This is a genomic window from Pseudonocardia sp., from assembly GCF_035305885.1.
Lineage (GTDB): Bacteria > Actinomycetota > Actinomycetes > Mycobacteriales > Pseudonocardiaceae > Pseudonocardia.
Genome location: NZ_DATGOP010000067.1, coordinates 54,118 through 80,878 on the forward strand (window position 1 = coordinate 54,118; position 26,761 = coordinate 80,878).

The 26,761-nt window shown below is 74.4% G+C and carries 24 protein-coding genes and 1 pseudogene; 9 read left to right on the forward strand and 16 right to left on the reverse strand.

Annotated features, from left to right (window positions below; all coding sequences use genetic code 11):
* Positions 1 to 7: 7 nt before the first annotated feature.
* From VKZ81_RS13980 to mce, 3 genes are all read right to left on the reverse strand, one after another.
* On the reverse strand, positions 8 to 1,138 hold the full coding sequence (locus tag VKZ81_RS13980) for a coiled-coil domain-containing protein (RefSeq protein WP_324241960.1): 1,131 nt from the start codon (positions 1,136 to 1,138) through the stop codon (positions 8 to 10).
* A 166-nt stretch (positions 1,139 to 1,304) separates the two neighbouring features.
* The gene (gene ccrA, locus VKZ81_RS13985; RefSeq protein ID WP_324241961.1) at positions 1,305 to 2,636 is read right to left on the reverse strand and encodes a crotonyl-CoA carboxylase/reductase; all 1,332 of its coding nucleotides are present in this window, start codon (positions 2,634 to 2,636) and stop codon (positions 1,305 to 1,307) included.
* A 94-nt stretch (positions 2,637 to 2,730) separates the two neighbouring features.
* Positions 2,731 to 3,162: a methylmalonyl-CoA epimerase gene (mce, locus tag VKZ81_RS13990; protein WP_324241962.1), complete on the reverse strand. Its 432-nt coding sequence runs from the start codon at positions 3,160 to 3,162 to the stop codon at positions 2,731 to 2,733.
* 283 nt (positions 3,163 to 3,445) lie between these two features.
* Between mce and VKZ81_RS13995 the strand changes: the two genes are divergently transcribed.
* On the forward strand, positions 3,446 to 4,636 hold the full coding sequence (locus tag VKZ81_RS13995) for an acetyl-CoA C-acetyltransferase (protein WP_324241963.1): 1,191 nt from the start codon (positions 3,446 to 3,448) through the stop codon (positions 4,634 to 4,636).
* A 15-nt stretch (positions 4,637 to 4,651) separates the two neighbouring features.
* Complete coding sequence (gene meaB / locus VKZ81_RS14000) at positions 4,652 to 5,632, forward strand: methylmalonyl Co-A mutase-associated GTPase MeaB (protein WP_324241964.1); 981 nt, start codon at positions 4,652 to 4,654, stop codon at positions 5,630 to 5,632.
* An 18-nt stretch (positions 5,633 to 5,650) separates the two neighbouring features.
* Here meaB and VKZ81_RS14005 read toward each other — a convergent pair whose 3' ends face one another.
* Complete coding sequence (locus tag VKZ81_RS14005) at positions 5,651 to 6,766, reverse strand: NsdA family TPR-like regulatory protein (RefSeq protein ID WP_324241965.1); 1,116 nt, start codon at positions 6,764 to 6,766, stop codon at positions 5,651 to 5,653.
* Positions 6,767 to 6,769: 3 nt separating this feature from the next.
* A complete protein-coding gene (locus VKZ81_RS14010; protein ID WP_324241966.1) occupies positions 6,770 to 7,657 on the reverse strand; it encodes a pentapeptide repeat-containing protein in 888 nt (295 codons plus the stop codon).
* Positions 7,658 to 7,781: 124 nt separating this feature from the next.
* Between VKZ81_RS14010 and VKZ81_RS14015 the strand changes: the two genes are divergently transcribed.
* Positions 7,782 to 8,033, forward strand: a complete 252-nt coding sequence (locus VKZ81_RS14015; protein WP_324241967.1) for a hypothetical protein — start codon at positions 7,782 to 7,784, stop codon at positions 8,031 to 8,033.
* Between the two features lie 5 nt (positions 8,034 to 8,038).
* On the opposite strand, the gene VKZ81_RS14020 is transcribed toward VKZ81_RS14015, so the two are convergent.
* Positions 8,039 to 8,566 carry a MarR family winged helix-turn-helix transcriptional regulator gene (locus VKZ81_RS14020; RefSeq protein WP_324241968.1) on the reverse strand — a complete coding sequence of 176 codons (528 nt, stop codon included), beginning with the start codon at positions 8,564 to 8,566 and terminating at the stop codon, positions 8,039 to 8,041.
* 123 nt (positions 8,567 to 8,689) lie between these two features.
* On the opposite strand from VKZ81_RS14020, the gene VKZ81_RS14025 reads away from it, so the two are divergent.
* Entirely contained in the window at positions 8,690 to 8,995 is a 306-nt protein-coding gene (locus VKZ81_RS14025) for an MTH1187 family thiamine-binding protein (RefSeq protein WP_324241969.1), read from the forward strand.
* Between the two features lie 57 nt (positions 8,996 to 9,052).
* Here VKZ81_RS14025 and VKZ81_RS14030 read toward each other — a convergent pair whose 3' ends face one another.
* Positions 9,053 to 9,346, reverse strand: a complete 294-nt coding sequence (locus tag VKZ81_RS14030; RefSeq protein ID WP_324241970.1) for a hypothetical protein — start codon at positions 9,344 to 9,346, stop codon at positions 9,053 to 9,055.
* Positions 9,347 to 9,660: 314 nt separating this feature from the next.
* Here VKZ81_RS14030 and VKZ81_RS14035 point away from each other — a divergent pair, with 314 nt between their 5' ends.
* Complete coding sequence (locus VKZ81_RS14035) at positions 9,661 to 10,569, forward strand: tetratricopeptide repeat protein (RefSeq protein WP_324241971.1); 909 nt, start codon at positions 9,661 to 9,663, stop codon at positions 10,567 to 10,569.
* 20 nt (positions 10,570 to 10,589) lie between these two features.
* Here VKZ81_RS14035 and add read toward each other — a convergent pair whose 3' ends face one another.
* Positions 10,590 to 11,615 carry an adenosine deaminase gene (add, locus tag VKZ81_RS14040; protein WP_324241972.1) on the reverse strand — a complete coding sequence of 342 codons (1,026 nt, stop codon included), beginning with the start codon at positions 11,613 to 11,615 and terminating at the stop codon, positions 10,590 to 10,592.
* 181 nt (positions 11,616 to 11,796) lie between these two features.
* On the reverse strand, positions 11,797 to 13,152 hold the full coding sequence (locus tag VKZ81_RS14045) for a neutral zinc metallopeptidase (RefSeq protein ID WP_324241973.1): 1,356 nt from the start codon (positions 13,150 to 13,152) through the stop codon (positions 11,797 to 11,799).
* Positions 13,153 to 13,231: 79 nt separating this feature from the next.
* On the opposite strand from VKZ81_RS14045, the gene VKZ81_RS14050 reads away from it, so the two are divergent.
* Entirely contained in the window at positions 13,232 to 14,455 is a 1,224-nt protein-coding gene (locus VKZ81_RS14050; protein ID WP_324241974.1) for a glycosyltransferase family 87 protein, read from the forward strand.
* Positions 14,456 to 15,150: 695 nt separating this feature from the next.
* Here VKZ81_RS14050 and glgB read toward each other — a convergent pair.
* Positions 15,151 to 17,340, reverse strand: a pseudogene (glgB, locus tag VKZ81_RS14055) (1,4-alpha-glucan branching protein GlgB); the annotation flags it as partial.
* 675 nt (positions 17,341 to 18,015) lie between these two features.
* Here glgB and VKZ81_RS14060 point away from each other — a divergent pair.
* Positions 18,016 to 18,147 (forward strand): hypothetical protein, encoded by a 132-nt coding sequence (locus tag VKZ81_RS14060; RefSeq protein ID WP_324241975.1) that lies wholly within the window; start codon positions 18,016 to 18,018, stop codon positions 18,145 to 18,147.
* On the opposite strand, the gene VKZ81_RS14065 is transcribed toward VKZ81_RS14060, so the two are convergent.
* The 3 genes from VKZ81_RS14065 to VKZ81_RS14075 all read right to left on the reverse strand — a co-directional run bounded on the left by VKZ81_RS14065 (position 18,144) and on the right by VKZ81_RS14075 (position 21,876).
* The gene (locus VKZ81_RS14065) at positions 18,144 to 19,544 is read right to left on the reverse strand and encodes a maltokinase N-terminal cap-like domain-containing protein (RefSeq protein ID WP_324241976.1); all 1,401 of its coding nucleotides are present in this window, start codon (positions 19,542 to 19,544) and stop codon (positions 18,144 to 18,146) included. The genes VKZ81_RS14060 and VKZ81_RS14065 overlap by 4 nt on opposite strands.
* Positions 19,541 to 21,295 carry a maltose alpha-D-glucosyltransferase gene (gene treS, locus VKZ81_RS14070; RefSeq protein ID WP_324241977.1) on the reverse strand — a complete coding sequence of 585 codons (1,755 nt, stop codon included), beginning with the start codon at positions 21,293 to 21,295 and terminating at the stop codon, positions 19,541 to 19,543. Before treS ends, VKZ81_RS14065 begins: the two co-directional genes overlap by 4 nt.
* Before the next feature lie 218 nt (positions 21,296 to 21,513).
* A complete protein-coding gene (locus VKZ81_RS14075; protein ID WP_324241978.1) occupies positions 21,514 to 21,876 on the reverse strand; it encodes a winged helix-turn-helix transcriptional regulator in 363 nt (120 codons plus the stop codon).
* A gap of 79 nt (positions 21,877 to 21,955) precedes the next feature.
* On the opposite strand from VKZ81_RS14075, the gene VKZ81_RS14080 reads away from it, so the two are divergent.
* On the forward strand, positions 21,956 to 22,777 hold the full coding sequence (locus VKZ81_RS14080; RefSeq protein ID WP_324242040.1) for an NAD(P)H-binding protein: 822 nt from the start codon (positions 21,956 to 21,958) through the stop codon (positions 22,775 to 22,777).
* A 30-nt stretch (positions 22,778 to 22,807) separates the two neighbouring features.
* Here the strand turns inward: VKZ81_RS14080 and VKZ81_RS14085 are convergent, their stop codons facing one another.
* Together VKZ81_RS14085 and VKZ81_RS14090 are read right to left on the reverse strand one after the other, a co-directional pair.
* A complete protein-coding gene (locus VKZ81_RS14085; protein WP_324241979.1) occupies positions 22,808 to 24,787 on the reverse strand; it encodes an alpha-1,4-glucan--maltose-1-phosphate maltosyltransferase in 1,980 nt (659 codons plus the stop codon).
* Positions 24,788 to 24,884: 97 nt separating this feature from the next.
* A complete protein-coding gene (locus VKZ81_RS14090) occupies positions 24,885 to 25,448 on the reverse strand; it encodes a TetR/AcrR family transcriptional regulator (RefSeq protein WP_324241980.1) in 564 nt (187 codons plus the stop codon).
* Between the two features lie 57 nt (positions 25,449 to 25,505).
* Here VKZ81_RS14090 and VKZ81_RS14095 point away from each other — a divergent pair, with 57 nt between their 5' ends.
* Positions 25,506 to 26,324, forward strand: a complete 819-nt coding sequence (locus VKZ81_RS14095; RefSeq protein WP_324241981.1) for an alpha/beta hydrolase family protein — start codon at positions 25,506 to 25,508, stop codon at positions 26,322 to 26,324.
* A 22-nt stretch (positions 26,325 to 26,346) separates the two neighbouring features.
* Here VKZ81_RS14095 and VKZ81_RS14100 read toward each other — a convergent pair whose 3' ends face one another.
* Positions 26,347 to 26,757 (reverse strand): PPOX class F420-dependent oxidoreductase, encoded by a 411-nt coding sequence (locus tag VKZ81_RS14100; protein ID WP_324241982.1) that lies wholly within the window; start codon positions 26,755 to 26,757, stop codon positions 26,347 to 26,349.
* Positions 26,758 to 26,761: the final 4 nt, after the last annotated feature.

The following is a 26,761-nucleotide window of genomic DNA, read 5'->3' on the forward strand; positions in this document are numbered from 1 at the left end:
GGACCCCTCAGCGGCGGGTGGAGCCGGCGCGTGAGCGTCGGCGCCTGCGGCGCGCGGAGGCGCGTGAGCCGGTCACCTGAGCGGAGGGCTCCTCGACGGGCTCCCCGTCGGCGGTCTGCGGCTCGGCCGCCTCCTCGACCGCGCCGTTCGGAGAGGTTTTGCTGCCGTCCCCGTTGGGGTGCGCGACCTGGTCGACCTCGAGGAGGGCCCGGTGGTTGTCGTGGGGCGCGGCGGTCGCCGCCTCCTCGACGGCCGGGCGGGCTTTCGCGACCAGCTCCTCGGGCGGCGTGGCCAGCGAGTCGAGGGTGCCGTCGAGCAGGGCCCGCGTGCGGGTGAGCTGCTCGGCCAGGCGGGCGCGCATGGCGGTGAGCTCGTCGACGCGGCGCTGGGCCTCGTCGATGCGCTCCCGGGCCTGCTGTTCGGCCCGGGCGACGGTCTCCCGGGCCTGCTGCTCGGCCTGTGCGACCGTCTCGCGGGCCTGCGCCGCGGCGGACTCGCGCACCTGCTCCGCCTCGCGCTCGGCGGCGGCGTGCTTGGCGGCGAGCGCGGTGAGCGCCTCGGCCCGCCGCTGCTCCATCGCGATCTTGAAGTCCTCTTCCTCGAGCCTGCGGCGGGCCTCCGACTCCGCCCACGCCCGCTCCCGCTCCTTCTCGGCAGCCTCGACCCGTGCGGCGAGGTCGGCCTCCACGGCGGTGCGTTCGGCCGCCAGCTGCTCGAGCGCGGTGGCGCGCTCGCGGGCGAACGCCTCGCGCTCCTGCTCGAGCTCCCGGCGCATCCGCTCGGCGTCGGTTCGGCCCGCCTCGCGGATGGACTCGGCCTCGGCCCGGGCGGCGGCGAGCGTCTGCTGCGCCTGCTCGTCGGCCTCCTTGATGCGCCGGTTCGCCTCGGTCTCGGCGCGGGAGAGCATGTCTGCGACCTCGTCCTCGGCGAGGCGCAGCATGGCGCGGATCCGCTCCGTGGTGTTCTGCGGGCTCTGGTTCGGGCTGGCCAACGCCCGCACCTGCGCCCGCAGCTTCTCCGCCCGCATCCGGGCCTCGTCCAGCTCCCTCGACAGCTGCACGGCCTGCGCGAGAGCGGCGTCCCGGTCGGTCACCAGAATGCTGATCTCGGCGTCCAGCCGGCGCAGGTGGGCTTCCACCTGTCCCTGGTCGTAGCCCCTTCGAACGACCTCGAAGCCGACTTCGGACGGGGGTGGAGAGGGGTTCCCGGCCATGAATTCACCGTACCGGGCGTGCGTCGGAGGGTGGCCGGTAAAGCGTTGGCGGGGTGAACAGCCTCACCCGGCCGGGTGGAGCCGGTTGCGGTCAGACACCACGGAAGCGGTTGATCGCTTCCAGGTGGCGCTCGCGCTTCTCCGGATCGGTGACGCCGAGTCCCTCCCGCGGAGCGAGTGCGAGCACGCCGACCTTGCCCTGGTGGCTGTTGCTGTGGACGTCCAGCGCGGCCTGCCCGGTCTCGGCGAGCGGGTACACCTTCGACAGCGTCGGGTGGATGAAGCCCTTGTCGATCAGCCGGTTCGCCTCGTAGGACTCGCGGTAGTTCGCGAAGTGCGACCCGACGATCCGCTTGAGGTTCATCCACAGGTAGCGGTTGTCGTAGGTGTGCTCGTAGCCCGACGTGGACGCGCAGGTGACGATCGTGCCGCCCCTGCGGGTGACGTAGACGCTCGCGCCGAACGTCTCCCGCCCCGGGTGCTCGAAGACGATGTCCGGGTCCTCGCCGTCGGTGAGCTCGCGGATCCGGGCCCCGAAGCGCTTCCACTCCTGCGGGTCCGGGGTGCGCTCGTCCTTCCAGAACCGGTAACCCTCGGCCGAGCGGTCGATGATCAGCTCGGCGCCCATCCTGCGGCAGATCTCGGCCTTCTGCGGCGACGACACCACGCACACCGGGATCGCGCCGCCGTTGAGCGCGTACTGGGTGGCGTAGGAGCCGAGGCCGCCGGAGGCGCCCCAGATCAGGACCGTGTCGCCCTGCTTCATGCCCGCGCCGTGCCGCGAGACGAGCTGGCGGTAGGCGGTGGAGTTGACCAGGCCGGGGCAGGCAGCCTCCTCCCAGGTGAGGTGGGCGGGCTTGGGCAGCAGCTGGTTGGCCTTCACGAGCGCGAGCTCGGCGAGCCCGCCGAAGTTGGTCTCGAAGCCCCAGATGCGCTGCTCCGGGTCGAGCATCGTGTCGTCGTGCCCGTCAGGGCTCTCGAGCTCGACCGACAGGCAGTGCGCCACCACCCGGTCACCCGGCTTCCAGCGCGTCACGCCGGGGCCGGTGCGCAGGACCACGCCCGCGAGGTCCGAGCCGACCACGTGGTAGGGCAGGTCGTGCCGCTTGGCCAGCTCCGACGTGCGGCCGTAGCGGCGCAGGAACGTGAACGTCGGCATCGGCTCGAAGATCGAGGTCCAGACCGTGTTGTAGTTGATCGCGCTCGCCATCACGGCGACGATCGCCTCACCCGGCCCCAGCTCGGGGGTCGGGACCTCGTCCAGGTGCAGGCTCTTGCGCGGATCCTTCTCGCGGGTGGGGATGCCCGCGAACATCTCGACCTCGTCGGCGTGCACCGTCACGCCCCGGTAGTGGTCGGGAACGTCGAGGCCTGCGAGGGCGTCGAGCTCCTCGGCGAGGATGGCGTCGCGGATCTCCTGCACGGCTGGCCTCCGTTGGCTCGAGTCGCACCCGGCTCGTTACTGAGCGGTAGGGTAACCGCGATTTTCGCTGATCACGGGCGTGACGGTGCCCACGTCAGGGGTGCGGGGCGGGCTCCACCAGCTCCACGAGCACCCCGCCTGCGTCCTTCGGGTGCACGAAGTTGATCCGCGAGCCGGCCGTGCCGCGGCGCGGTTCGTCGTAGAGCAGGCGCATCCCCTTGGCCCGCAGCGCCGCGCAGCTCGCGTCCACGTCGGCGACGCGGTAGGCCAGCTGCTGGATGCCGGGGCCGTTGCGGTCGAGGAACTTCGCGATCGCCGAGTCGGGGCGCAGCGGGGCGAGCAGCTGGATGGCGGCGCCCGAGTCGCCGGGGGCCGACAGCATCGCCTCCCGGACGCCCTGCTCCTCGTTGGTCTCGGTGTGCGTCGCCACCAACCCGAAGGTGGAGGCGTACCACTCGATCGCCTCGTCGAGGTCGGCCACCGCGATGCCGACGTGGTCGACCGCGATGATCTTGTGTTCGCCCATTCCCGGAATCTAGCCCGGCCCGATGGCGTCGAGGGAGCGCTCGCCCGCTCGGACGGCACCCGGACGGTGGCTCGCGGGCCGACGTCGCCGTGCGGGGGAGGCGCGCGGGGAGCGAGGAACGAGCGACCGAGCAGCGGAGGAGGAACGCGACGTCGCACGGGCCCTGCGGGCCTGCCGGAGCGACAGCAGGCGATCACACGCTGTGCCGGTCGTCACGGCCGCGGAAAGGGCTACCCGCGGGTATCGTCGAGTCGCCCGCCAGCGCAGCCGATGGAGGTCAGCCGTGACCGGATCCGTGATCGTCGCCGGGGCCCGCACACCGATGGGCAGGCTGTCCGGTGCGTTGAAGGACTTCAGCGCCGCCCAGCTCGGCTCCGTCGCGATCAAGGCCGCCCTCGAGCGGGCCGGCGTGGCACCCGAGAACGTCCAGTACGTGATCATGGGCCAGGTCCTCACGGCGGGTGCGGGCCAGATCCCGGCCCGGCAGGCCGCGGCCGGGGCCGGCATCCCGATGGACGTCCCGGCGCTCACGATCAACAAGGTCTGCCTGTCCGGTCTCGACGCGATCGCGCTCGCCGACCAGCTGATCCGGGCGGGCGAGTTCGACATCGTGGTCGCGGGCGGCCAGGAGTCGATGACCCAGGCGCCGCACCTTCTGCCCAAGTCGCGGGCCGGGTACAAGTTCGGCGACGTCACGCTGCTCGACCACATGTCCCACGACGGGCTGTTCTGCGCGTTCGACCAGCTGCCGATGGGGGCGTCCACCGAGAAGTTCAACGCCCGCTACGGGATCACGCGCGAGGAGCAGGACGCCTTCGCCGCGCGCTCGCACCAGCTCGCCGCCAAGGCCGCTGCGAACGGCACCTTCGACGCCGAGATCGCGCCGGTCCAGGTTCCGCAGCGCAAGGGCGACCCGGTCGTCGTCTCCGCCGACGAGGGCATCCGCGGCGACACCACCGTCGAGACCCTCGCGAAGCTGCGCCCCGCGTTCTCCTCCGACGGCACGATCACGGCGGGCTCGTCCTCGCAGATCTCCGACGGCGCCGCCGCGGTCGTGGTGATGAGCCGCGCGAAGGCCGAGGAGCTGGGCCTGTCCTGGATCGCCGAGATCGGGGCGCACGGCGTGGTCGCGGGCCCCGACGCGAGCCTGCACGAGCAGCCCGCCAACGCGATCCTCAAGGCCTGCGAGAAGGAGGGCATCGCGCCCACCGACCTGGACCTCGTCGAGATCAACGAGGCTTTCGCCGCGGTCGGGCTGGTGTCGACCAAGAAGCTCGGCATCGACCCGGACAAGGTCAACGTCAACGGCGGGGCCATCGCGCTCGGCCACCCCATCGGCATGTCCGGCGCCCGGATCGCGCTGCACCTCGCCCTCGAGCTCGGCAGGCGCGGCGGGGGCGTCGGCGCCGCCGCGCTGTGCGGTGGCGGCGGCCAGGGTGACGCGCTGATCGTCCGGGTGCCCGCCAAGAGCTGAGCCGGCGCCGAAGGGATGGCGCGGCGGGTCGACGTCCCCGGGCTGGTCGAGCGCGCGCGGCGCGGTGAGCAGCTGGCCGTCGCGCGGCTGATCTCGCTCGTCGAGGACGGCGCCGACGCCGCGCTGCGCGAGGTCGCGGCCGCGCTCGCCGGCCGCACCGGCCGCGCGCACGTGGTCGGGGTGACCGGGCCGCCGGGCGTCGGCAAGTCGACCCTCACCTCCGCGGTGGTCGGCCACCTGCGCCGGCAGGGCCGCAGGGTGGGGGTGCTCGCCGTCGACCCCTCGTCGCCGTTCTCCGGCGGTGCCCTGCTCGGCGACCGGGTGCGGATGGGTGAGCACGCCACCGACGACGGCGTGTTCATCCGGTCGATGGCCACCCGCGGTCACCTCGGCGGGCTCGCCTGGGCCACCCCGCAGGCGCTGCGGGTGCTCGACGCGGCCGGGTGCGACGTGGTGCTGGTGGAGACCGTGGGCGTGGGCCAGTCCGAGGTGGAGGTCGTCGCGCTCGCCGACACCACCGTGGTGCTGCTCGCCCCGGGGATGGGCGACGGCGTGCAGGCCGCGAAGGCGGGCATCCTCGAGATCGCCGACGTGTTCGCGGTGAACAAGGCCGACCGGGACGGGGCCGCCCAGACGGCGCGCGACCTGCGCCAGATGCTCGCCTTCGCCGAGCAGGGGGCCGGGCAGGATGGCGGGGCCGGGTGGCGCAGGCCGGTGGTGCGCACCGTCGCCTCCCGCGGCGAGGGCGTGGACGACCTGGTGGCCGCCCTCGACGCCCACCGGGACTGGCTGGAGCGCAGCGGGGAGCGGGCCCGCAGGCGGCGGTCCAGGGCGGAGGCGGAGATCGAGGCCATCGCGCTGGAACAGCACCGCCGCCGCATCGGCGACCTGCGCGGCGGGTCCGGCCTCGCGCGGCTCGCCGACCGGGTGCTGGCCGGCGACCTGGACCCCTACGCCGCAGCGGACGAGCTCGCCCGCCACCTGGGCATCGGCTGACCGACGGGGCGTTCCTGCTCACCCACCTCGCGCGGGTGGGAAGCGGCTCAGGCGCCGCCGGGTGCGGGTCGAGCCGATGCGTTCGGCGAGCTCGCGGGCCGCGCGGGCGTGCCGCGCCGCGTCGTCGGGCTCCTGCGGGGCGAGCGCCACCGCGAGATCGGCGTGGACCGCGGCGCGGTGGCGCGCCGAGCGGGGCGGGGCGGCCAGCGCCCGGCGCAGCGGGTCGACTGCCGCGGGGTCCCCGAGGACGGACAGCGCGTGGCCGTGCCAGCGGTCGAGGTCGGCGAGCTCGATCGCGACGGCCGGGTGCGCCCCGTCGGGCGGCGGGGGCTCGACCGCGGCGGCGATGGCCCGGCGGGTGGCGGCGGCGTCACCGAGCGCCGCGGCCGCCCCGGCGCGCGCACCCGCCAGCACGGGCCGGGCGGAGCGGGGCAGCTCGGGCTCGGCCGCGTCCAGCAGCGTGATCGCGGCGGCCGGCTCGCCGACGTCGACCAGCACGGCGGCCTGGCCCGCGAGGGCCTCGGCGGCCGGGCCCGGCTGCCGCGCCTCGGCGGCGGCGGTGCGGGCGCGGTCGTAGCGCCGCCACGACAGGTCCGGCCGGCCGCGGTCGAGCTCCTGCTGCCCGGCGAGGGCCGCGGCCCGGGCCAGCACGGCGGCGACCTCCACGCGGCGGGCCGGGTCGATCGCGTGCCGGGCGGTCTCGTCCAGCCGCTCGACCAGCGCCCCGACCAGCTCTCCCGCGCCCGCGACGCCGAGCTCGTCGTCGAGGCGCACGGCGAGGTCGAGCTGCTCGCGCCACAGGGCGAGCGCGTCCTCGTCGACCGCGCCGGCCGCGGCGAGGGCGGCCCGGAGCCGCGCGGGCGCGTCCTCCGCCTGCGGGTCGGCCGGGGGGCCCGCGATGCCGAGCTCGGCGGGCGTGCGGCCGTAGAGCTCGGCCAGCAGGGCCCGGTACTGCGGCTCGGGCACCGCGTGGCCGTTCTCCCAACGCGAGATCAGCGTCTTGAGGCTCGCCGCTCCCGCCGCGGGCGCGCCGCGCGCCCGGGCGAGGTCGGCGAGCTCACGGGCGGCCCGCGACTGCGACCAGCCGCGTGCCGCGCGCGCTGCCCGGAGGCCGCCTGCTCCGCGTCCGGCCACCGCTCACCCCGCCCCGTCCAGGGCCCAGCCCTCGACCGCGCCCTCGGTGCGGACCTGCGGGCCGACGGCCATCCGGCCCTGCACGCGCGCGGGCGCCGCGGCCGTGACGTCGAGGAACGAGCCGACGGCGGCCCCGTCGAGGACCACGTCGTCGTCGAAACGGGCGCGCTGGAACGACACGCCTCCGCCGAGCCGGGCCCCGCGCAGCTCGAGCCGGCCGAGGAAGGCCGCGTCGGTGAACAGCACCGGTTTGGCCGCCTCCAGCCGGCCGAGCCGGGTGATGCCGTGGAACCGGGCGCCGCGCGCGGTGAGCCGGCCGATCCGCCTGCCCTCCAACCGGAACTGCTCCAGGCGGGCCCCGGACAGGTCGAGGTGGTAGTTGCGCCGGTCGGGGTCGTCGCCCCACGGGAGGACGTCGGCGATCAGCCGCTGGGCGGTGAGCCGCACCTCCCGCTCGCGGTCGGCCCCCGGGTCGGGCGGCGCGTCGGCGCCGGACCGCCCGTCGCGCAGCGCGGGGTGGTCGAACGGCCTGCGCAGGTAGGCGCACAGGATGTCGAGAACGGTCTGCTTGTAGCGGGGGTTGGTGCCCGCGAGCCACACCAGCGAGTGCAGCGCACCGACCCGCACCTGGTCGGCCTCGTTGCCGAGCAGCTCGACGGAGCGGGCGAACCGCTCGTCGGCGACCTTGATGCCCTCGAGCTCGTGGCGGCCCTCCTCGACCCGGCGCCTGCGGTCGTTGAGCCACAGCGCGTACAGGGCGACGACGGTGCCGCCGCTGATCGCGCCCGTGCGCACGGCCTCCGACCGCGGTGCCGTGGGCTCGACCACCACCAGGATCGCGGTGGTCAGCACCGTGACCGCGATCGCCGCCAGCACGGTGGCCAGCAGCATCAACCGACCCTTCACGAGCTTCCCCCCCGCGGTCGATCCGTCGCGGATCCAGGATGTCGGGGGTGCGACCTATGGTCAACGGCGTTGCCGCAACAGGGCGATAACACCTGGGAAGGGGAGTGCCGTGGATTCCACGACGTGCTCGGTGTGGGCGCTGGCCGCCGGATCGACGGGCGGCGCGATCGGCGGCTACTGCCTGGGCCGCAGGCGCAGGCGCAGCGGTGCGAGGAGGGCGGCGGGAGCGGGCAGCCGGCCCGCGGTGCGGCGGCGGCGCCGATCGAGGGGCGCGCCCACCATGCGCTCGTGGCCCGGTGGCTCCGGGCACCCGGCGCCACCGGCGGGCGACGGGGAGGGGCCGGCCGCCGGGGAGCGGTAGCCGCGTCAGCGCCGCGGCGGCGCCTCGCCCTCCACGAAGTCGCCCGCGGCCCGCCGCACCCGCGCGAGCAGCGCGGTGAGCTGCATCTGCTCGTCGGGGGTGAGGCCGTTCAGGCCGAAGTCGATGGCGGTCACCGACTTGGTGGCCGCCTCCTGCAGCGACGACCCGGTGTCGGTGATCTCCACGAGGGTGGCGCGCCGGTCGGTCGGGTGCGGGATCCGGCGCACGAGGCCGTCGGCCTGCAGCCGGTCGACGATGTTGGTCACGCTGGTGGGGTGCAGCTGCAGGCGCTCACCCATCACCCGCATCGGCAGCCGCCCGGTCCGGGAGAACGTGAGCAGCACGAGCGCCTCGTAGCGGGCGAAGGTCAGCCCGTGCGGCCGCAGGGCGCCGTCCACCGCGGAGAGGAGGATCTGCTGCACCCGCATCACGCTGGTGACGGCGGCCATCGTGTGCGACGGGCCGATCCGTTCGTTCCACAGCTCGGCCGCGCGCATGATCGGGTCGAAGGGCAGCGGCTGCCGGCGGGCCATGACTCGCGACGTTAGCAGTGCCGCTGTCACGAGCGGCGTGACCGGCGCCGCAGGTCGGTCGCGTGATCGCGGCGACGCCGCGGGCGGTCGCGGTCATGGGCTGCGCTGGGGCATCGTGGCGTCATGCTCTTCGCCTTCAGCATCGCGCCGTCGGGTACGGGCAGCGACAGCGTCAGCAAGGCCGTCGCCGACGCCGTCCGCGTGGTCCGCGAGTCGGGCCTGCCCAACGAGACCACCTCGATGTTCACGACCATCGAGTCGGAGACGTGGGACGAGGGGATGGAGGTGATCAAGCGGGCGGTGGAGGCCGTGCAGGCCCACGCCCCGCGGGTGAGCCTGGTGCTCAAGGCCGACATCCGCCCCGGCTACACCGGCCAGCTCCGGTCGAAGGTGGAGCGGGTGGAGGCCCACCTCAAGGAGGAGGACTAGAGAATGCGAAGAGGGGGCCGCGCGGCGCCCGCGCGGCCCCCTCGTTCTTAACCGGCGTCAGTGCATCGCGACGTTCAGGGTGAAGAAGAAGACGCCGACCAGGATCGCGGCGACGCCGAGCGCCATCGCGATCTTCGCCTGCTTCGCGGCGGCGGGCCTGCGGACCGCGGCCGCGCCGAGGCCGAGGGCCGTCGCGCCGACGATCCAGCCGACGATGGAGATCGGGCTGACGAGCAGGGCGATCGCACCCACGATCAGGGCCACCTTGCCCAGCACCGGGCTCTCGCTCTTGGCGGCCTTCTTGCGTGCGTCCTCGAGCAGGCGGTCGGCGACGGTGTTCTCCGTGCTCATGCAGGTTCCTTCGAGTGAGGGAAGCCGCGGGGTGCGGCCGTGCGGATGTCTACGCAGAGCGACCGTCCGGTCACTCCAACATGCTCAACGAGTGGCCCGCCGCTCTGGTGCTCGCCCGGTTCGGTGATCGGTGGCGCTGTGCGATCGGGCGATCGCCCTTCGTGATCACCGGGCGTGACGAGTTCCTGGCGGGCGGATCTCGATCGGCGGATGTTCGGCGGCTGCGCGCGGTGGGTGCCGCCGGTGGCAGGATGAGTGGCGTGTCTCGACCCGATCCTCGTCAGGCGGCACAGACTGCCGCGTTGTCGCGTGCGATGGCCGGTGCCGTGGATCTGTCCGCGCTGAAGGCCCGTTCCGAGGCCGCCGCCCGGCAGAAGGCGGCGCCCTCGCGGCCTGACGGCGGCGGTGCGGGCCAGTTCGTCGTGGATGTCACCGAACAGACCTTCCAGGCCGACGTCCTGGAGCGCTCGCTGCAGGTCCCGGTCGTCGTCGACCTGTGGGCCGAGTGGTGCGGCCCCTGCAAGCAGCTCTCGCCCGTGCTGGAACGCCTCGCCGAGGCGGGCAACGGCGCGTGGATCCTCGCCAAGGTCGACGTCGACGCCAACCCGCGGATCGCGCAGGCCTTCGGCGTCCAGTCCATCCCGATGGTCGTCGCCGTCGCGGGTGGGCAGCCGGTCGACGCGTTCACGGGCGCGCTCCCCGAGCCGCAGGTCAAGCAGTGGATCGGCGCCCTGCTCGACGCGCTGCGCGACCGGATGCCCGGCATCGCCCAGGCCGAGGCGGGCGCGAAGGGCGGCCAGGCCGAGGAGCCGGAGGACCCGCGGTTCACCGCGGCCGAGGAGGCCCTGGAACGCGGCGACTACGCCGCGGCCGAGGCGGCCTACGAGCAGATCCTCGCCGCGGAGCCGGGCAACGAGCAGGCGAAGGCCGCGCTCGCGCAGGTCAGGTTCCTCGCGCGCGCCGAGTCGGCGGACCCGTCGGCCATCGCGAAGGCCGACGCCGCGCCCGACGACATCGACGCGCAGCTGAAGGCGGCCGACGCCGAGGTGGCGGCCGACCGCGTCGAGGCGGCGTTCAACCGCCTCGTCAGCACGGTGCAGCGCACCTCCGGCGACGAGCGCGATCGGGTGCGCCAGCACCTCGTGAGCCTGTTCGAGCTGTACCCGGCCGACGACCCCCGGGTCAGCACCGCGCGCAGGGCGCTCGCCAGGGCCCTGTACTGACGTCCCCGCCGCCCGCGCCGTCAGGCGTGGGCGGCCTCGGCGCGGTCGATGCCCGCGAGCAGCTCGGCCCGCAGCTCGGGGGAGCAGAACGCGGCGCGGGCACCGGCGCGGGCGATGTCGGCGAGCTCGGCGACGCTCATGCCGAAGGCCTCGTGGCAGACCAGGTACTCGGCCTCGAGGTCGGTGTGGAACATGCCGGGGTCGTCGGTGGCCAGGGTGACCGGCACGCCCGCGGCCACGAGCCTCGGCAGCGGGTGCGCCGCGATGTCTTCCACCGCGCCGGTGCGCAGGTTGGAGACCGGACACACCTCCAGCGTGATCCCGCGCTCGGCGAGGTGCTCGAGCAGCCGGGGGTCGGCGGCGGAGCCGATCCCGTGGCCGATCCGCTCGGCGCGCAGCTCGGTGACCGCCGCCCACACCTCCTCCGGGCCGACCGTCTCGCCCGCGTGCGGCACGCTGTGCAGGCCTTCGGCGATCGCCCGCCGGAACGCGGGCGCGAAGTCCGCCCGGCGCACGCCGCCCTCCGGCCCGCCGAGCCCGATCCCGACCGTCCCCTCGGGGCGGTGCCCGATCGCGAAGTCGACGGTCTCCTCGGCGCCCGCGGGCCCGAGCGTGGTGTCGGCGTCGAAGACCCAGCCCAGCTCCACGCCGTGGCGTTCCCGGGCCAGCGCGCGCCCGTCGGCCAGCGCCGCGGCCAGGTCGGCGTAGGGGATCCCGGCCATGCGGTTGCGCACCGGCGTGACCTGCACCTCCGCATACCGCACGGCGCGGCGAGCGAGCTCGGCGGCGAGACCCTCGAGCAGCGTGACGACGTCCGCGCCCGTGGTGACCAGCCGGTTCACCCGGTGGTAGACGCGCAGGAAGTGCCCGAAGTCGGTGAACGCGTAGAAGCGGCGCAGCGCGTCGGGCTCGGTCGGGACGCCGCGGCCGGGGTGGCGCCGGGCCAGCGCGAGGACGGTCTCGAGCGAGGCGGAGCCGATCAGGTGCAGGTGGAGCTCGACCTTGGGCACGGCGGCGACGAACGCCGCCACGGAGGACGTGGGCACGGGACGGGCCTCTCCGGTGGTGCGGACGGGGACGGCGGGCGGCAGCGCGCCCGCTACCAGTCGGCGTCGCCCCGCTCGTAGCACTGCCCGTACAGCGGCCGCCGCAGCAGCTCGGCCGTCCGGAGATCCACGACCGCCACCCTGCCCGGGCGCTCGGCGCGGGTCAACCGGATTCGGGCCGCTAGCGGCAGGCGCCCGGGCCGTCGAGCAGCCCGGTGCGGAAGCGGCCGATGCGCTCGAACCCGTGGTCGTCGGGGTCGGACTCGCCCGCGGCGTCCCGGGCCACCCAGTCGGCGGCGAGCAGGACCTGCACGGCCTCGTCGAGGTCGCCGGGGGAGAGCTGGAACCCCTCGACCGCCTCGAACAGCCGGCCGGTGTACGCGCCGGTGAGGCAGGTGGCCGCCGCGCCGGCCTGCGCGCCCACCGGTGACCGCCCGCTCGCGTCGAGCGCGGCGATGCCGTAGCGGCCGGCCAGGACGGTGGCGCCCGCGAAGTCGCCGATCTCCTCGTGGAGCTGCTGCAACGCCGCGACGTCCACCGCCACGCCGCCGTCGGCGCGGCAGTAGGCGGCGGGGCCCTGGACCTCGAGCTCGGCGACGCTGCAGGCACCGCCGGTGGACAGCTCCGGCGGATCCCACCCGGGGACCAGGCCACCGAAGAACTCCGCGGCGTCCCGCTCGACGAACGCGAGCAGCTCGCGCAGCGGCAGGTTGCCGCCCCGGGCGAGGTCGGCCTCGGAGGCGAACCGGCGCTGGGTGAAGGTGCGGTTCTCGATCGTCATCCCGGCGCAGAGCGTGGCGCCGTCGGTCCAGCCGTCCTGGAACGCCGACACCCGGTCGAACGCGTTGCCGTGGGCCGCCGCGTCGCCCGCCTCGACGCCGAGCGGGTCGCGGAACCCGACGAGCGCCTGCATCGCCCGGTCGCGCTCCTCAGGGCCCAGCGGGAGGCCCGCGACCGGGTTGTCGGAGAAGTGGGCGAGCGCAGCACCCGCGTAGCAGTCGGCCATCGACTCGAGCAGGATCGTCGGGAAGCGCTGCGGGGCGCGGGCCTGCTCGGCGTCGACGCCCAGCCGGGACTGCACCGCGTGGCCCACCTCGTGCGCGATCACCACCGCGACACCCGCCGGGCCGAACCGGTCGTGCAGCGCCGGGATCAGCCCGTCGGCGTCCCACGCGACGACGTCCGCGGAGGGGCAGTAGAAGGCCTGGTCGACGACGTCGGTCGCGCGGTTGACGCACGGCGGCGCGGGCGCCGCCGGGTCGCGGGTCTCGACCGCGGCGAACGAGCCGATGTCGCGCCACTCCCGCCCGAAGGCGGCGGGGAACTCGGCGCGCCAGAACTCCTGCACGGCCTCCGCCGTGGCGGCGGCGACCCGCCCGGCCGGGTCGGACCGGGCGGCCACGGCCGGGGTGGCCGGGGACACGGCGGCGGCGAGGCCGGGGCGCGGGCTGCCGGGCACCACCTGGCTGCACGCGGTGGCGAGCAGCAGGAGCGCGGCGACGAGCGCGGCCGCGGGGGCGCGTCGCGGTGCTGACACGCGTCCCATCATCCCGTGCCGGCCGCCGCGGGGGAGGCGTTTCGGCCGAACCCGCACCGGCGGGATAGCGTCAGGCACCGTGCCAGTGCAGAACCGACGGCTCCCGTCCACCCGAGGGCCGGACCGGTACCCCCCGGCGTCGAGCGGCGCGGCCGCGCGCCGGGCGGTGTCCTGCGTGGTCGTGCTGGCGTCGCTCCTCACCGCGGTGGTGCTGCACGTGCGGCACCCCGACGCGCTGGTGACGATGTTGCCGGCGCCGGACATGCGCGACCTCCACGTCGACTTCGACACCTTCTGGCACTCCGCGGTCGCCCTCACCGCGGGCCAGGACATCTACGACACGCCCGCGAAGCTCACCAACCTCAACCCGCCGCTGCTCACGGTGCTGCTCGTGCCGTTCGCGTGGCTCGACGCGCTCACCGCGTACCGGGTGTTCATGGTCGCCACGCTGCTGCTGGTGGTGGCCGCGGTGCTCGCGGTGACCCGGGAGCTGCGGCTGTCGCGCACCGCCACCGCGCTCGCGCTGCTCGCGGTGCTGGCCTCCTCGCCGCTGCACGGCACGCTCGTGCTCGGCCAGATCTACCCGCTGCTGCTCGCGGGGCTCGTGGCGGGCTGGATCGCCGAGCGGCGCGGCAGGCCGGTGCTCGCCGCGGTGCTCTACGGCGTCACGGTGGCGCTCAAGCCCTCCCTCGCGCCGATCCTGCTCCTGCTCGCCGTCCAGCGCCGCTGGGTGCCGCTGCGGGCCGGGGTGGCCGCGGCGGCGGTGGCGACGCTCGCCGGCGTGCTGGTGGCCGGGCCGTCCAGCGGCGTCGAGTGGCTGCGGATCGCGTTCAGCGAGCCGGTGCCCGACACCGTCGACAACGCGTCGCTGCCCGGGCTCGCCGTGCGCTTCGGCGTGCCGCCGGTGTTCGGCAGCGTGGTGGGGCTCGCCGTGCTGGTCGGCACGCTGGTGTGGATCGGCCGCAGGCGCGACCGGATCGACCCGGCGGGCACCGCGCCGTGGGCGGTGCTCGCGGCCGGGCTGCTGTTGTCCCCCATCGCGTGGCACAACTACCTCATGCTGCTGTTCCCCGGCGCGCTCGCGCTCGTGCCACTCGGCCTCGGGGCGCTGACGGCGGCGGGGCTCGCGCTCGCCGTCATCCCGGTGTCCTGGAACGCCGACTGGCCGCCGGACGGCGTCGTCGCCGACCTGGGCCGGTCGCTCTACTGCGCGATCCTGATCGGCTACTGGGCGGTGCTGCTGTCGTCGTCGGTGCGGTCGGCGGCGGAGGAGCCCGAGCCGGTCCCCGCGTCGTCCGGCTGAGCCGCGTCCGCGACGGACGGCGTCGGCGGCGCCTCCCGCGGCGCGTCGGAGGCGGGTGGCGCGGCCGGGCCGGAGTCGAGCACCGTGTCCGTGCCGGGCGGGGGCTCGTCCGGCACGGCGGCGCCCGCCTCCGGGCCGGGCTCCACCGGCAGCTCGCCGGTGTCGGCCGCACCCGGCTCGGTCGAGGGCGTCGTGGCGCCGCCCGCCCGCGCGGAGCTCCACGGCGCGTCGATGAGCGAGGACGGGTCCTGCGTCGCCAGGCGGACGCCGTTCTGCGCCCCGGGCTCGGTGCGGGCCGACGGGCGTTCGGGTGCGTCGGTGGCCGGGACCTCGTCGGCGACGTCGGCGTCGTCGGCCGCCTGCGGCGGTGACGTGTCGGCGCTGCGGCTCGGCTCGGTGGCCGGTTGCGGGTCCGGGGTGGTCGCGGGCCGGGTGACGGGTGCGCTCGTGCCGGTGGCGACCGAGGCGGGGCCGGCGACGGAGGTCGGGCGTTCGGGGGCGTCGGTGGCCGGGATCTCGGCGTCGAGGTCGGGGTCCCCGGCCGGCGCGCTGGGCGCGGGCGGGGGTGCGGGCGTGCGGGCCGGCGCGTCGGAGGCGGGGACCTCCTCGGCGAGGTCCGGCTCGTCGCCCCGCGGCGCGGCAGGGGGCGCGCTCGCGGTCGCCGCGGTGCGGCGGCGCACGGCGCCCTCACCCGGCTCCGGCACGAGCCACAGCACACCCGAGGGCGGCAGCTGCAGCACGGCGGACGCGGGTCGCCCGTGCCACATGGTCTGCTCGGCCTCGACGGCCCCCAGGTTGCCGACGCCGGATCCGCCGTAGATCTGGGCGTCGGTGTTGAGCACCTCGCGCCACCGGCCGGCGAACGGCAGCCCGACCCGGTAGTCGTGCTTGGGGCTGCCGGAGAAGTTGGCGATGCAGGCGAGCACGGTCGGCTTCCCGTCGGGGTCGACGCCGTGGCGCAGGAAGCTCAGGACGTTGCCCGAGGCGTCGTTGGCGTCGATCCAGGAGAAGCCCTCGGGTGTGGTGTCCTTCGTCCACAGCGCCGGGGTGGCGCGGTAGGTCCGGTTCAGGTCGGCGACCAGCTGCTTCAACCCTGCGTGCAGCGGGTCGTCGAGCAGGTGCCAGTCGATCGAGCGGGACTCCGACCACTCCTGCTCCTGGCCGAACTCGCCGCCCTGGAACAGCAGCTGTTTGCCGGGGTGGGCCCACATGTAGGCCAGCAGCGCCCGCAGGTTGGCCGCCTTGTTCCAGGCGTCGCCCGGCATGCGCCCCCACAGCGAGCCCTTGCCGTGCACGACCTCGTCGTGGGAGAGCGGCAGCACGAAGTTCTCGCTGAACGCGTACATCAGCGAGAAGGTCATCTGGTTGTGGTGGTAGGCCCGGTAGATCGGGTCACGCCCGGCGTAGTCGAGCGTGTCGTGCATCCAGCCCATGTTCCACTTGAAGCCGAAGCCGAGGCCGCCGAGGTGGGTGGGCCGCGTGACGCCCGGCCAGGCCGTGGACTCCTCGGCGATCGTGACGACGCCGGGGTGGTTGCGGTAGACGGTGGCGTTCATCTCCTGCAGGAACGCCACCGCGTCGAGGTTCTCGCGTCCGCCGTGGACGTTGGGCAGCCACTGCCCCTCGGGGCGGGAGTAGTCGAGGTAGAGCATGCTCGCCACGGCGTCGACGCGCAGGCCGTCGATGTGGAACTGGTCGAGCCAGTAGAGGGCGTTGGCCACGAGGAAGTTGCGGACCTCGCGGCGGCCGAAGTCGAACACGAGCGTGCCCCAGTCGGGCTGCTCGCCACGGCGCGGGTCGGCGTGCTCGTACAGCGGCGAGCCGTCGAACCGGGCCAGCGCCCACTCGTCGCGCGGGAAGTGCGCGGGCACCCAGTCGATGATCACCCCGTAGCCGCGCTGGTGGAGGTGGTCGACGAAGTAGCGGAAGTCGTCGGGCGTGCCGAACCGCGAGGTGGGCGCGTAGTACGAGGTGACCTGGTAGCCCCACGACCCGCCGAACGGGTGCTCGGCCACGGGCAGCAGCTCGACGTGGGTGAACCCGGTCTCGTCGAGGTAGTCGGCGAGCTGGTGGGCGAGCTCGCGGTAGCCGAGCCCGGGCCGCCACGAGCCCAGGTGCACCTCGTAGATGCTCATCGGCTCCGCGTGCGCCTGCTTGAGCGCCCGGGCGGCCATCCACTCCTCGTCGCCCCACACGTGCTCGGAGGCGTCGACGATCGAGGCGGTGGCCGGCGGGACCTCGGTGCGGAACGCGAGGGGGTCGGCCTTGTCGCGCCACCGCCCGTCCTGGCCGAGGATGCGGAACTTGTAGCGGGTGCCGGGCGCGATGCCGGGCACGAACAGCTCCCAGACGCCGGAGCTGCCGAGCACCCGCATCGGGTGCGCCCAGCCGGACCAGCCGTCGAAGTCGCCGGTGACGCGCACGCCCTGCGCCGTCGGCGCCCACACCGCGAAGCTCGTGCCGGAGACGGGGCCCGCCGGCGTGTCGTACTCGCGCACGTGCGCGCCGAGCACCTCCCACAGCCGCTCGTGGCGGCCCTCCCCGATGAGGTGCAGGTCGATCTCGCCGAGCGTCGGCAGCCACCGGTACGGATCGTCGACGATGTCCACCCGGTCGCCGTAGCGCACGGCGAGGCGGTAGTCGGAGGGCGGACCGGGCACCACCCCGGAGTACAGGCCGGAGTCGTGCACCTTGACCAGCGGGACGCCCTCCCCGCCCTCGCGCACGACCTCCACCCCGTCGGCGTGCGGGCGCAGGACCCGCACCACGGTGCCGTCCGGGTGCGGGTGCGCCCCGAGGACCGAGTGCGGGTCGTGGTGCGATCCGCCGAGCAGCCGGTCGATCGTGTGCGGGTCCGGCGGGCACGGGTCGACCCGACCACTGATCGTCTGGGTGCGGTTCTCCTCACGATCCACGGGCGCACCTTAGTGCGCTCAGGCCGAAGTCGCCGAGCCTGGGAACAACGATCCGATCACCCTGCGCCAGGATGTGGGTCCGAAGGGTGAACGGAGGCGGCATGTGGTGGCGGGTGCTCCTCGGAGGGCTCCTCGCCGTGCTGCTCGCGGCCCTACTCGCGGTGGGGGTGGCGTTCCCGGCCGTCGGCGCCACGACCTGCCCCGGCTGCTACGGGTTCGACGAGGTCCGCCCGGGCCTGCACGTCGAGCCGGGGGCCACCGCGGCGCAGCGGGGGCAGGTCGTCGACGCCGTCGACGAGGGCACCCGGCGCGTGGCCGCGTTCCTCGGCGGGCTGCGCAGCGAGCCGCGGTTCCTCGCCTGCCTCACCGATGCGTGCTACGCGCGGATCGGCGGTGGTGGCGAGCGCGGGGTCGCGGTGCTCAACCGCGCGGTGATGCTCTCGCCGCGGGGGATCGACCCCGTGATCGCCGCGCACGAGCTCACCCACGTCGAGGTGCACGCGCGGCTCGGGTCGGTGCCGCAGTGGTTCGACGAAGGGCTCGCCGTGCTGGTCGCGGACGACCCGCGCTACCTGCGGCCCGGCGGCGACCGCTGCCTCGTCGAGCCGGCGGGGCCGCTGCCTGCGACCCTCGACGGGTGGCTGCGTGCGGCGAGCGCCGACGCCCGGGGTCTACGCGCAGGCGGCCTGCGCGGTGAGCCGGTGGGCGGCGGGGCGCGACGTCGGCGCGCTCCTCGCGGACCTCGCGGCGGGCGGGGCCTTCCCCGCTCCTCGCTAGACGCCGGCGTCGGACTGGGCGTCCGCGGTGAGCCGGGAGATCGACGCCAGCGGGATCGGTGCCCAGGAGGGGCGGAACCGGGTCTCGTAGACCACCTCGTACACGGCCTTGTCCAGCTCGAAGGCCCGCAGCAGGACGGCCTGGTCGCGCGGGTCGGCGCCGGCGCGCAGCGCGTACCCGTCGCAGAAGGCGGAACGGTTGCGGTCGGCCCACTCGCGGGCCCGCCACTCCAGCTGGGACTCGTGGTCCGGGTCGGTCCACACCGCGTCGTCCCACTCCGCGAGCTGGTGGAACGCGGCGTAGTCGAAGGAGCGCAGCATGCCGGCGACGTCGCGCAGCGGCGAGTCCGGCCGCACGCGCTCGGCGAGCGGGGCCGCGGGCTCGCCCTCGAAGTCGATCACGAGCCAGCCCTGCGGGGTGCGCAGCGTCTGCCCGAGGTGCAGGTCGCCGTGCACGCGCTGGGTGGGGATCGGGTCGGGCAGCGCGCCCACCGCGTCGTAGACGGCGCGGATCGGCGCGGCGTGCTCGGCGAGCGCGGGCACCTCGGCGACGGAGGCGGTGAGCCGGTCGTGCCACGCGCCGGCCAGCTCGCGCGGGTCGGCCTGCGAGGTGTCGAGCGCGCGGCGCAGCTCGGCGTGCACCACGGCGACGGTCTCGCCCAGCCGGGACGCCTCGGCCGCGAAGTCGCCGCCGACCTCGTCGGCCCGCAGGTCGCCCTCGGCGAGCAGGTCGCGCACGCTGGCGAGCGCCATGGACCAGCCGTCGGCGGAGTTGGCGGCGAAGTCCTGGAGCATGCCGAGCGTGACCGGCTCGCCGTTGAGGACGCCCTCGATCGCGCCCTGCAGGGCCGCGACCTCGTGGCTGTCCACGGAGCGGAGGGCGCGGTGCAGCTCGAGGTCGGGGTTGACGCCCGGCTGGAGCCGCCGGAACAGCTTGAGGATCGACTGCTCGCCCCACGACACCGAGGTGTTGGACTGCTCGACCCCGAGCACCCTGCCGGTGGCGCCCTGGGCGATCTCGGCGCCCGGCTCGGGTACGAACCGCAGGTCACCCACGGTGTGCCCGGTGCGGATCGCGTCGAGCAGCCACTCGGTGACATCGGGGTCCCACAGCCCGTCGTAGGCGACGAGCCCGCCGGCGACGCCGATCACCACGTGCTCCAGCTCGCCGCGCGGGTGCTCCCGCCGCGCGACGATCAGCTGGTAGTGCTGGGCCGGGGAGTCGTCGTCGAGCTCGACGGTCAGCAGCAGGTGGTCGACGAGGGGCTCCCCGTCCGTGACCAGCGGCGTGGACGACGCGATCGCGACCGACCGGACCGGCCTGGCCTTCGCGGCGAACCAGCGCTGTTTCGGCAGCCACTCGCGCAGCAGCTCGGGGAGCTCCTCGTCGAGACTCATCCAGTCTCCTCCACCAACTTCTTGATCGAGAACCAGTAGAAGCCGTGCCCGGGCAGGGTGAGCAGGTAGGGCAGCTCCCCGATCCGCGGGAAGGGCACCCCGCCGGTCAACTCGTGGGGACGGCAACCCTGCCACGGCGAGAGGTCCAGTTCCACCGGCTGCGGGAAGCGCGACATGTTGTTGACGCACAGCACGATGTCGTCCTCGTAGGACCGGACGTAGGCCAGCACGGACGGGTTCGAGCCGCCGAGCTCGTGGTACTCGCCCAGCCCGAACGCGGGGTGGCGCTTGCGAACCTCGATCATGTGGCGCGTCCAGTGCAGCAGCGAGGTGGTGCTGTTGAGCTGCGCCTCGACGTTCACGGCCTGGTAGCCGTAGAGCGGGTCCATGATCAGCGGCAGGTACAGCCGGCCGGGGTCGCAGGTGGAGAAGCCCGCGTTGCGGTCGGGGGTCCACTGCATCGGGCTGCGCACCGCGTCGCGGTCACCGAGCCAGATGTTGTCGCCCATCCCGATCTCGTCGCCGTAGTAGAGGACGGGCGAGCCGGGCAGGGACAACAGCAGCGCCGTGAACAGCTCGAGCTGGTTGCGGTCGTTGTCGAGCAGCGGGGCGAGCCGCCTGCGGATGCCGATGTTGGCCTTCATCCGCGGGTCCTTGGCGTACTCCGCGTACATGTAGTCGCGCTCTTCGTCGGTGACCATCTCGAGCGTGAGCTCGTCGTGGTTGCGCAGGAAGATGCCCCACTGGCAGCCCGACGGGATGGCGGGGGTCTGGGCCAGGATCTCCGAGATCGGGAACCGGTTCTCCCGGCGGACCGCCATGAAGATGCGCGGCATCAGCGGGAAGTGGAACGCCATGTGGCACTCGTCCCCGCCGACGGCCGGGTCGCCGAAGTACTCGACCACGTCGCTCGGCCACTGGTTGGCCTCGGCGAGCAGCACGCGGCCCGGGTACTCGTCGTCGATCACCTTCCGGCAGCGCTTGAGGAAGGCGTGCGTCTCCGGGAGGTTCTCGCAATTCGTGCCCTCCCGCTCGTACAGGTAGGGCACGGCGTCGAGGCGGAAGCCGTCGATGCCGAGGTCGAGCCAGAAGCGCAGCACCTCGAGCATCGCTTCCTGCACGGCCGGGTTGTCGTAGTTGAGGTCCGGCTGGTGGGAGAAGAACCGGTGCCAGTAGAACTGCCCGCGCACCGGGTCGTAGGTCCAGTTCGACGTCTCGGTGTCGACGAAGATGATCCGCGCGTCCGGGTAGCCGGAGTCGTCGTCGGCCCAGACGTAGAAGTCGCCGTAGGGGCCGTCGGGGTTGCGGCGGGATTCCTCGAACCAGGGGTGCTGGTCGGAGGTGTGGTTCATCACCAGGTCGGTGATGACGCGGATGCCCCGCTTGTGCGCCTCGTCGAGCAGCACGACGAAGTCCTCGACGGTGCCGAACTCGGGCAGGACCGACCGGAAGTCGCGGATGTCGTACCCGCCGTCGCGCAGCGGCGAGTCGTAGAACGGCGGGAGCCAGATGCAGTCCACCCCGAGCCACTGGATGTAGTCGAGCTTCTCGGTGAGCCCGCGCAGGTCTCCGGTGCCGTCGCGGTTCGAGTCGGCGAACGCCCGGACGAGCACCTCGTAGAAGACCGCTCGCTTGTACCACTCGTGGTCGACGTCGAGCGTGCGCGCGTGATCGAACTCCCCCGACGAGGTCTCGACGAGCTGCTCGTCATCGGCGTGCCAGGGCTCAGAGGCCGAGGTGTCGGTCGACATGGGCGTATCGCGTTCCTACCGAGCGGGGATGGGGGGTGGAGGCCGCACTCGGCCAGTCTTACCGGGCTTCGGGTCCGGGCGCAGAACGTGGCCGGCGGCTGCTCGGAGCGTAGCTCCCACCGTCGCGGAGCTCGGGGGCAGGCGGCATCGGAGGCGTTGCTCTCGGCGGCCGTATGATCACCCGCCGTCATCGGGCCGGCGGGCCCCGTGCGCCCCCGTCAGCTGCTCAGGGGGCGGCCCGCTGCGTCGTAGCTCGCCCGCGCCCGCTCCACCTCGTCGAGGTGGTCCTCGGCCCAGTGGGCGAGCTGCGCGAACAGCGGCGCGAGGCTCAGCCCCAGCTCGCTGATCTCGTACTCCACCCGCGGCGGGACGGTGGGGTGGTAGGTGCGCACGACGAGCCCGTCGCGTTCGAGCTGGCGCAGCCGCTGGGTGAGGACCTTCGGCGTGATCGCGTCGATGCGCCGCTGGAGCTCGACGAACCGCTGCCGGCCGTGGTGGTGCAGCGTCCAGAGGATCGGCGTGGTCCACCGGCTGAACACGATGTCGACCACCGGGCTGATCGGGCACGCCTGCGCTTGCACCAGGATAGTCGCTTTCCTCTGGGTATCCACTGCACCGATGACAGTAGCTTCCGCCCGTACCGGGTGGAAGGAGCAGATCGTGATCGTGGTGACCGGGGCGACGGGGAACGTCGGGCGGCCGCTGGTTCGGGCGCTCGCCGCGGCCGGCGAGGAGGTGACGGCGGTGGCCCGGCGCGTGCCCGATGCGCCGGACGGGGTCGCGTGCGTGCCGGCCGACCTGCTTCGGCCGGAGACCCTCGAGCCCGCGCTGCGCGGCGCCACCGCGGTGTTCCTGCTGACCTCCGGCGACTGGCACGCGGGCGGCGGCGACCTCCCCGCCGTGCTCGACGTCGTCCGGGCGGCGGGCGTGAAGCGGGTGGTCTTGCTGTCCTCGCAGGGCGTGGGAACGGGGCGGCACTCGCCGCACCTGGAGGAGGCGGTGACCGCGTCCGGGTTGGGGTGGACGCTGCTGCGGCCGGGCGGCTTCGCCTCGAACGACCTCGCGTGGGCCGAGGCGGTGCGCGCCACGAGGACCGTGCCCACCCCGTTCCCCGACGTCGCGCTCCCGGTGATCGACCCGGCCGACATCGCGGAGGTCGCGGCCGCCGCGCTGGTCGGCGACGGGCACCTGGGCCGGGTCTACGAGCTCACCGGCCCCGCGCCGCTCTCCCCACGCGAGCGGGCCGCGGCCATCGGTGCGGCGCTGGGCGAGCCGGTGCGGGTCGTCGAGCTGTCCCGCGCCGAGGCGAGGGAGCGGATGGTGCGGTCCATGCCCGAGCGCGTGGTCGAGGCGACCCTCGACGCCGTCGGCGACCCGCTGCCCGCCGAGCGCACGCCGAGCCCGGACGTGGAACGGGTGCTGGGCAGGCCGGCGCGGACCTACGCCGAGTGGGCGGGCCGCACCGCGGCCGCGTTCCGCTGACGGCGCCGGTGGGGCCCGGTGGCCCGGCCGTCAGGCCTGATGACGCTGCACGCGGAAGATGTGGGCCACGTTGCGCCACGGCTCCAGCCGCACGTAGTTGTGCTGCCCCCACTCGTAGGTCTCACCGGTGATCTCGTCGTGCACCGTGAACCGCTCGTTCCAGTCCATGCGCAGCGCGGGCATGTCGAGCGACGTCGTGCCCTCCCGTGCGTGGAACGAGTCGAGGGTGCACACGACGAGCACGGTGTCGCCGGTGGCCGGGTCGGTCTTCGAGTACGCGATGAGCGCGTCGTTGTCGACCTCGTGGAAGTGCAGGTCGCGCAGCTGCTGCAGCGCCGGGTGGGCGCGGCGGATCTCGTTGAGCCGCGTGATGTACGGCTCGAGCGAGCGGCCCTCGTTGAGGGCCCTGGCGTAGTCGCGGGGGCGCAGCTCGTACTTCTCGGAGTTCAGGTACTCCTCGCTGCCGGGGCGCACCGGCTCGTGCTCGAACAGCTCGAACCCGGAGTACATGCCCCATGTCGGCGACAGCGTGGCCGCGAGCGTGGCGCGGATGGCGAACATCGCGGGCCCGCCGGTCTGCAGCGACTCGTGCAGGATGTCCGGCGTGTTGACGAAGTAGTTGGGCCTGCACTCGTCGGCGCGCTCGGCGTGCATGAGCGCGAAGTCGGTGAGCTCCTGCTTCGTGGTGCGCCAGGTGAAGTACGTGTAGGACTGCGTGAAGCCCAGGCGGGCGAGCCCGAAGAGCCGGGCGGGACGGGTGAACGCCTCGGCCAGGAACAGCACGTCGGGGTGGCGGGACTTCACCTGCCAGATGAGCCAGTGCCAGAAGTTCGGCGGCTTGGTGTGCGGGTTGTCCACCCGGAAGATCCGCACCCCGTGCTCGACCCAGTGCAGCACGATGCGCAGCGCCTCGGCGTAGATGCCCGCCGGGTCGTTGTCGAAGTTGATCGGGTAGATGTCCTGGTACTTCTTCGGCGGGTTCTCCGCGTAGGCGATCGTGCCGTCGGGGCGCACGGTGAACCACTCGGGGTGCTCGCGCACCCACGGGTGGTCGGGGGCGCACTGCAGCGCGAAGTCGAGCGCGACCTCCATCCCCAGGTCGCGGGCGCGCTCGACGAACGCGTCGAAGTCCTCGATGGTGCCGAGCTCCGGCTCGATCGCGTCGTGCCCGCCCGCGTCCGAGCCGATCGCCCACGGCGAGCCGACGTCGCCGGGGCCCGCGTTGACGTTGTTGTTGCGGCCCTTGCGGTGGATCTTGCCGATGGGGTGGATGGGCGGCAGGTAGACCACGTCGAAGCCCATCGCGGCGATGCGGTCGAGCTCCTTCGACGCGGTGACGAACGTGCCGTGGATCGGCCTGCCCTGCTCGTCGACGCCGCCGGTGGAGCGCGGGAAGAACTCGTACCAGGAGCCGAACAGGGCGCGCTTGCGGTCGACGTAGATCTGGTACGGCCGGCCGCGCGTGATGAGCTCGCGGACCGGGCGCTCCGTCATGATCTTCTCGACGGCCGGGAACAGCGCGGGCGCCACCCGCGCGTGCAGCGGCAGCGCGGTGTCGCGCAGGGCGTTGGCGGCGCCGAAGAGCAGGTCGCGGTGCGGGCGCTCGCCGGGGCGGCGGCCCACCCGCTGCAGCAGCCGGGCGCCGATCTCCAGGTCGTTGGCGAGCTCCTCGGGGCCCTGGCCCGCCTGGAGCTTGACGGTGACGGAGTGGCGCCACGTCGACCACGGGTCGCTCCACGCGTCGACGCGGAAGGTCCACAGGCCCGGCTCGTCGGGCACGACGGTGGCGGCGAACCGGTCGGTGCCGGTGCCGACCGGCTGCATCCGGACGTGGTGGGCGGCGCCCTGGCTGCCGACCCGCCGCCAGACGACGTTGGCAGCGACCGCGTCGTGGCCCTCCCGCCACACGGTCGCGGTGATCGGGATGACCTCCCCGACGACGGCCTTGCTCGGATGACGCCCGCCGCTCACGGTAGGAGTGACGTCATCGATCCCGAGCCGACCGGTCATCGGCACACCCCCAGCTGAGCACCCCGTCGCGGAAGTCACAAAAGTACCTACCCGCTGCGCGTTCGGCGGGAACGGGGCGCGCCCGTTCACCCGATGGTCACCCGGACGACCCACACACGCCGGTGATCAGCCAGTCGAGCCCGCGTTGGAACGTCGTGCGCAGCTCGGAGCGCGTCAGCGGGCCCCCGTCGTCGCCGTCGAACGCCGCGAAGCCGATCGTGTAGACGATCAGCACCCGCAGCGCCTCGCGGGCCGCGTCGCCGGTGATCCCGGCCGCCGCGAGGTGCTCCAGCGCCACCGCGCCGAGGCGTTGCGCGTTCTCGCCGCGCGCGCCCTGGCGGGCGAGGAACGCGGGCACCAGCTGCGGGTGGCGCAGCAGGACGTCGTGGGTCGAGGCCATCAGTCGGCGCAGCGCGTCGCGCGGGTCGCCCGCGCCGGGTGCGGGGGCCTCCACCTGGGCGAGCACGCGGTCGAGCACGCCGTCGACCAGCGCGGTCCGGTCCGCCACGTGGCTGTAGAGGGCGTTGGGCGCGACGCCGAGCCGCTGCGCGACCGCGCGCATCGAGACCGAGCCGCGCTCGGCGAGCAGCTCGGTGGCCGCGTCGAGCACGCGGTCGCGGCTCAGCCCGGCGCGCTGGCCGGGTCCTCGGGAGGAACGCACCTTGTGAACTGTACAGCGTCCAGTTATATTGGACGCCGTACAGTTCGGGAGGCAGACATGATCGTCGACACCGCCATCACCGGGACGGCGGCCGGGGTTCCCTTCGTAGCCGTGCCCCCGGCGGGCGACCGCGCGACCGCGCCCGTCGTCGCCGCGTGGCACCTGATGGACGCGCCGCGCACCGAGGCCGCACTCGCGGCGGCGCTGCCGCTCGCCGGCCTCGACGCGTGGCGCATCTACCTCGGCCTGCCCCGGCACGGGGCGCGCTCGCCCGAGGGCGGGGCCGAGGAGCTGATGCGGCTCGGCCACGCCGACGCCGTCCAGAACCTGTACGGGCCGATCACCGCCGAGGCAGCCGAGGAGTTCGGGCCCGCGCATGCCGAGCTGCGCCGGCGGCTCGGGTTCCGCGACGGGCCGATCGGGCTCCTCGGCGGGTCGCTCGGGGCCGCCGTCGCGCAGCTCGTGATCGCGGGCGGCGGGCACGACGTCGCGGCCGCGGTGCTGGTCAGCCCGATGGCGCAGCTGCGCCCGGTCGTCGCGGCGATGGGCGCCCGGTTCGGGGTCGACTACCCGTGGTCGGAGCCGTCGCTCGCCATCGCACGGCGCCTCGACTTCGTGGCGCGGGCCGACGAGGTGGCCGCGTGCCCGGCCACGCTGCTCGCCGTCGGCGCGGACGACGACGAGGCCGCGTTCCGCGCGCCCGCCCGGCGGCTGCGCGACGCGCTCGCCGCGCGCTCGGTGCGCGCGGAGCTCGTGGACGTCGCCGGCATGGCCCACGCGTTCGCCGACGAGCCCGGGACCGAGCCCGCGCCGCAGCTGCCCGCCGCGGCGGAGGTGGACCGGCTCGCCGTCGAGTGGTTCGCCCGCTATCTGTGACCCACCGGCTCAGCCCGCCGTCTCAGCCCGCGCGGTCGGGGCCCGCGCGCGTGAGCTCGATCCGCAGCAGCACCCGGCGCTCGCGCTGCATCGCGGCGCGGTAGGAGTCCCAGTCGTCGTGCTCGCCGGAGACGCGGCGGTAGTAGTCGACGAGGCCGTCCATCGCCTCGGGCAGGGACACGATCTCGGCGCGACCCTCCACCTGGATCCAGCGCCCGAAGAACCCGTCGGGGAGCACGCACAGCCACGTGCGCGGGTCGCGGCGCAGGTTGCGCACCTTGAGCGCGGTCTCGCGGGTGCTCACGAGCAGCCGTCCGTCGTCGGCCACGGCGACCAGGACCGGCGACAGCTGCGGGGTGCCGTCGTGGCGCACGGTGGCGAGCACCGCGCGGTGCTGCTCGCGGACGACCGCGCGCGCCTCCTCGAGGTCCATCCGT